Source organism: Streptomyces muensis, from assembly GCF_021474425.1.
Classification (GTDB): Bacteria; Actinomycetota; Actinomycetes; order Streptomycetales; family Streptomycetaceae; genus Streptomyces; species Streptomyces muensis.
On sequence record NZ_JAKEIP010000436.1, the window covers coordinates 1 to 4,328 of the forward strand.

5 protein-coding genes are annotated in these 4,328 nt (G+C 72.5%); 3 read left to right on the forward strand and 2 right to left on the reverse strand.

Annotation, left to right across the window (positions count from 1 at the left end; genetic code table 11):
- Positions 1-218: 218 nt before the first annotated feature.
- Together L0P92_RS42500 and L0P92_RS42505 are read right to left on the reverse strand one after the other, a co-directional pair.
- Positions 219-1,574 (reverse strand): aspartate aminotransferase family protein, encoded by a 1,356-nt coding sequence (locus tag L0P92_RS42500; RefSeq protein ID WP_234768493.1) that lies wholly within the window; start codon positions 1,572-1,574, stop codon positions 219-221.
- A gap of 165 nt (positions 1,575-1,739) precedes the next feature.
- Positions 1,740-1,982: a hypothetical protein gene (locus L0P92_RS42505; protein WP_234768494.1), complete on the reverse strand. Its 243-nt coding sequence runs from the start codon at positions 1,980-1,982 to the stop codon at positions 1,740-1,742.
- 135 nt (positions 1,983-2,117) lie between these two features.
- On the opposite strand from L0P92_RS42505, the gene L0P92_RS42510 reads away from it, so the two are divergent.
- From L0P92_RS42510 to L0P92_RS42520, 3 genes are all read left to right on the forward strand, one after another.
- Complete coding sequence (locus L0P92_RS42510) at positions 2,118-2,741, forward strand: type 1 glutamine amidotransferase family protein (protein WP_234768495.1); 624 nt, start codon at positions 2,118-2,120, stop codon at positions 2,739-2,741.
- Positions 2,738-3,196: a MarR family winged helix-turn-helix transcriptional regulator gene (locus L0P92_RS42515; protein WP_234768496.1), complete on the forward strand. Its 459-nt coding sequence runs from the start codon at positions 2,738-2,740 to the stop codon at positions 3,194-3,196. Before L0P92_RS42510 ends, L0P92_RS42515 begins: the two co-directional genes overlap by 4 nt.
- Positions 3,197-3,286: 90 nt before the next feature.
- Positions 3,287-4,328, forward strand: a 1,042-nt coding sequence (locus tag L0P92_RS42520; protein WP_234768497.1) for a serine/threonine-protein kinase, incomplete at its 3' end; no start/stop codon positions are given.

Here is a 4,328-nt window from a genome sequence, read left to right on the forward strand (position 1 = left end):
TCCCCAGGGGCTCCGCCCCTTCGACCCCGGGGGGTCGTTCTTCGGGTGCGGGTGTGTGGGGGCTGGTCGCGCAGTTCCCCGCGCCCCTGAGGTTCTTCAGCGCGTCCGGCGTTTGAGGACGAGGCCCGGAGGGCCGATGGAGGGGCGCGGGGAACTGCGCGACCAGCCACGACGGTGCCGCACCCGAAGAACCGCCGTCGGTCGGCACGGCGGTAGGGCTACTCCGTGTACTCGTCCGCCACGGCCAGCGCGGCGTCCAGTGCGGACAGGCCTTCCTTCAGTTCCGCCTCGGTCACGTTGCACGGCGGGACGACATGGGTGCGGTTCATGTTGATGAACGGCCAGATGCCACCCGCCTTCGCGGCGGAGCCGAACGCGGTCATGGGGGCGTTGGCCTCCCCGACCGCGTTGTAGGGGACGAGCGGCTCACGGGTCTCGCGGTTCTTGACCAGTTCGAGCGCCCAGAACATGCCGACGCCCCGCACCTCGCCCACGCAGGGGTGCCGCTCGCCCAGCTCGCGCAGCGCGGGGGCCACCACCTCGGCACCCAGCCGGGCGGCGTTCTCTACGACGCCCTCCTCGGCCATGACGTTGATCGTCGCGACGGCGGCAGCGCAGGCCAGCGGGTGACCGGAGTACGTGAGACCGCCGGGGTACGGCCGCCTCGCGAAGGTCTCCGCGACGGCCCCGGAGATGGCGACGCCGCCCAGTGGCACATACCCGGAGTTCACGCCCTTCGCGAAGGTCATCAGGTCCGGCGTGACGTCGTACAGGTCCGCCGCGAACCACTCCCCGGTCCGCCCGAACCCCGCCATGACCTCGTCCAGGACGAAGACGATCCCGTACCTGTCACAGATCTCGCGGACCCCGGCCAGATAGCCGGCCGGCGGCAGCATGATCCCCGCGGTCCCCGGAACCGTCTCCAGGATGATCGCGGCGACGGTCGACGGCCCCTCGAAGGCGATCGTCGTCTCCAGATGCTCCAGCGCCCGCGCGCACTCCTGCTCCTCGGTCTCGGCGTAGAAACGGGAGCGGTAGAGGAAGGGCGCCCAGAAGTGCACGACCCCGGCCGTGGCGCTGTCGGAGGCCCAGCGCCGCGGGTCACCGGTGAGGTTCACGGCCTGCTGGGTGCCCCCGTGGTACGAGCGGTACGCCGACAGCACCTTCGGACGTCCCGTGTGCAGCCGGGCCATCCGCACCGCGTGCTCCACGGCGTCCGCGCCGCCGTTGGTGAAGAAGATCTTGTCGAGGTCGCCCGGCGTCCGCTCGGCGATCAGCCGGGCCGCCTCGGACCTGGCCTCGACGGCGAAGGCGGGCGCGAAGGTGGTCAGGTGTGCGGCCTGCTCCTGGATCGCGGCGACGACCTTCGGGTGCTGGTAGCCGATGTTCGTGTAGACGAGCCCGCTGGTGAAGTCGAGGTAGCGCTTGCCGGCGTAGTCCCAGAAGTACGACCCCTCGGCACCGGCGACGGCGAGCGGGTCGATGAGCTCCTGCGCGGACCAGGAGTGGAACACGTGCGCACGGTCCGCGGCCTTCACGGCGGCGCCGATTTCTGGATCAGGCTGAGGGGTCATGCAGCCGAGCGTAGGAGTCGGCGCCGCGGCGCGATATCGGCGTCCTGTCTGCGGTCGGCGGCTTTCCGCGACAGGTTGTCGACACGTCCCGGCGACGTGCCGAGGACGTACCGGGGACGCGCCGACGACGTACCAGTGGTGCACCGCCGGCGTGCCCGTGGCGTGCTAGCGGTGGTCGGGCGACGCCAGCTTCTCCACCAGCAGGCCCAGTGCCGAGCGGAGCCCGGTCGCCTCCTCCTCGCTGTCCGTCTGTCCCCAGGCCGCACCGGAGCCGGTGGAGTTCGAGCCCTTGGTGTCGTTGACGCCCTGGAAGACGCCGAAGTCGAGGGGCCCGTCGTCCGCGGCGGCGGGGAGGGCGGCGGCGAGGAGAGCGGCGCAGGCGAGCGCGGCGGCAGCGGTGATCTTCATGCCGGGTTCAACGAGGAGGGCGGCGGCAGGATGTCCGGCTATGCACCTTTGGCGGAGCCTGCCGGTAGACGTCTATTGACAGCAGGCTGCCTAAATGACAGCATGTTGTCATCTTCGGGAACCTCAGGAGGAGCCATGAGCGGCACCACCACAAGCACCCGCAAGCCCGTCCACCTCGCCGTCTACGACACCCTCGCCGACTGGGAACCCGGCCACGCCACCGCCCAACTGGCCCGCGCCGGATACGAGATCCGTACCGTCGGCCCGACCCGCGAACCCGTCACCACCGTCGGCGGACTGCGCATCCAGCCCGACCTGGCCCTGGCCGACGTACGGCCGTCCGACGCGTCCCTGCTGATCCTCCCCGGCGCCGACCTCTGGGACGCGGGCGACGAACTCGCCCCCTTCGCCCGCACGGCCCGCGCCTTCCTGGACGCCGGAGTGCCGGTGGCCGCGATCTGCGGGGCGACCGTCGGTATGGCGCGTGAAGGGCTGCTCGACGACCGGGACCACACCAGCGCGGTCTCCTTCTATCTGGCCGCGACCGGGTACGCCGGCGGCGAGCGGTATGTAGAGGCCGACGCCGTCACCGACGGCGGGCTCGTCACCGCCGGTCCCACCGAACCCGTCGCCTTCGCCCGGGAGATCCTGCGGCTGCTGAAGGTGTACGACGACGAGGCCGTCGACGCCTGGTACCGCCTGTTCCACGACTCCGACGCCGAGGCCTACGCCGTACTGGAGAAGGCCGGTGTCCTGTGAGCCGGGAACGACAGGAACTGCTCAGCCGTAGCGCGCTCGGTGTCTTCCGGCTCAACGGCCAGTTCCTCGCGGTCGCCGAGGAGTTGGCCAGGCCCGCCGGGCTGACGGCGGCCTGGTGGCAGGTGCTCGGCGCGGTCCTCGGCGAGCCGCTGCCCGTCTCCGGGATCGCCCGGGCCATGGGCATCACCCGGCAGAGCGTGCAGCGCATCGCCGATCTGCTGGTGGACAAGGGGCTCGCCGAGTACCGGCCCAACCCCGCCCACCGCCGTGCCAAGCTCCTCGCGCCCACGGAGCGGGGGCGCGCGGCGATCTCCCGTATCGACCCCGGCCACGCGGCCCTCGCCGACCGGCTGGCGCAGGCCGTCGGGGAGGCGGAACTCGCCGACGCCGTACGGGTTCTGGAACGGTTGTCGAAGGCGCTCGACCAGATCGCCGTGCCTGTTACGGAACCGTAGACGCCCGCCCGCTCACCTCCCCATATGCCGCACTATCGTGGGGCCGTTGCGTAAGCGGGGGTTTGCGTCGGCGGGGTTGGGGGGCGTGGCATGGAGAAGCTGGGGTCGGGTGATCCACAGCGGATCGGGGCTTACCGGCTGCTGGCGCGGCTGGGTGCGGGCGGCATGGGGGACGTCTATCTCGCCCGGTCGGACCGCGGCCGCACCGTCGCCGTGAAACTCGTACGGCGGGAGCTGGCCGCGCAGGAGGAGTTCCGCGCCCGGTTCCGGCAGGAGGTGCAGGCCGCGCGGCAGGTCGGCGGCTTCTGGACGGCGCCGGTGCTCGACGCGGACACCGAGGCCGACGTGCCCTGGGTCGCCACCGGATATGTCGCCGGGCCGAGCCTCCAGCAGGTCGTCGGACGGGACCACGGGGCGCTGCCCGAGCGGTCGGTCCGGATCCTGGCGGCGGGCCTCGCGCACGCGCTCAAGGACATCCATGCCGCGGGGATCGTGCACCGGGACCTGAAGCCGTCCAACGTGCTGGTCACCATCGACGGCCCGCGCGTCATCGACTTCGGGATCGCCCGCGCCCTGGAGACAGTGGACGAGAGCGGGCTCACCCGCACCGGCGCGCTCGTCGGGTCGCCTGGGTTCATGGCGCCCGAGCAGGTGCGCGGGGACCGGATCACGCCCGCGTGCGACGTGTTCTGCCTGGGCTCGGTGCTCGCCTACGCCGCGACCGGCACGCTGCCCTTCGGCTCCGTCGACAGCGGCGCGCACGCCGTGATGTTCCGGATCGCCCAGGAGGAACCCGATCTGGAGGGCGTGCCCGAGGGGATCGCCGACCTGGTGCGGGACTGTCTGCGCAAGGACCCCGGCGCCCGGCCGACGCTGGAGCGGATCCTGGAGCGCACCGGCGCCGAGGACACCGTCTCCGGCGGCCGGTCCCGGGACCCGTGGCTGCCGAGCGCGCTGGTGGCCCAGCTGGGCCGGCACGCGGTGCGGTTGCTGGACACGGAGGACCCGGAGGGTCCGGTACGGGCCGGGGGAGCGCAGGTCGCCCCGGTCAGTGACGGCGGCCCGGGGGTGCCGAACGCCGGCGGCGTACCGGGTCGCCCCGCCGAGCCGACCCCCGCGGCCTCCCCCGAGC

Coding starts and splice junctions, on each gene's coding strand:
- L0P92_RS42500 (WP_234768493.1), bottom strand. CDS start 1,574: ATGACCCCTCAGCCTGATCCAGAAATCGGCGCCGCCGTGAAGGCCGCG.
- L0P92_RS42505 (WP_234768494.1), bottom strand. CDS start 1,982: ATGAAGATCACCGCTGCCGCCGCGCTCGCCTGCGCCGCTCTCCTCGCC.
- L0P92_RS42510 (WP_234768495.1), top strand. CDS start 2,118: ATGAGCGGCACCACCACAAGCACCCGCAAGCCCGTCCACCTCGCCGTC.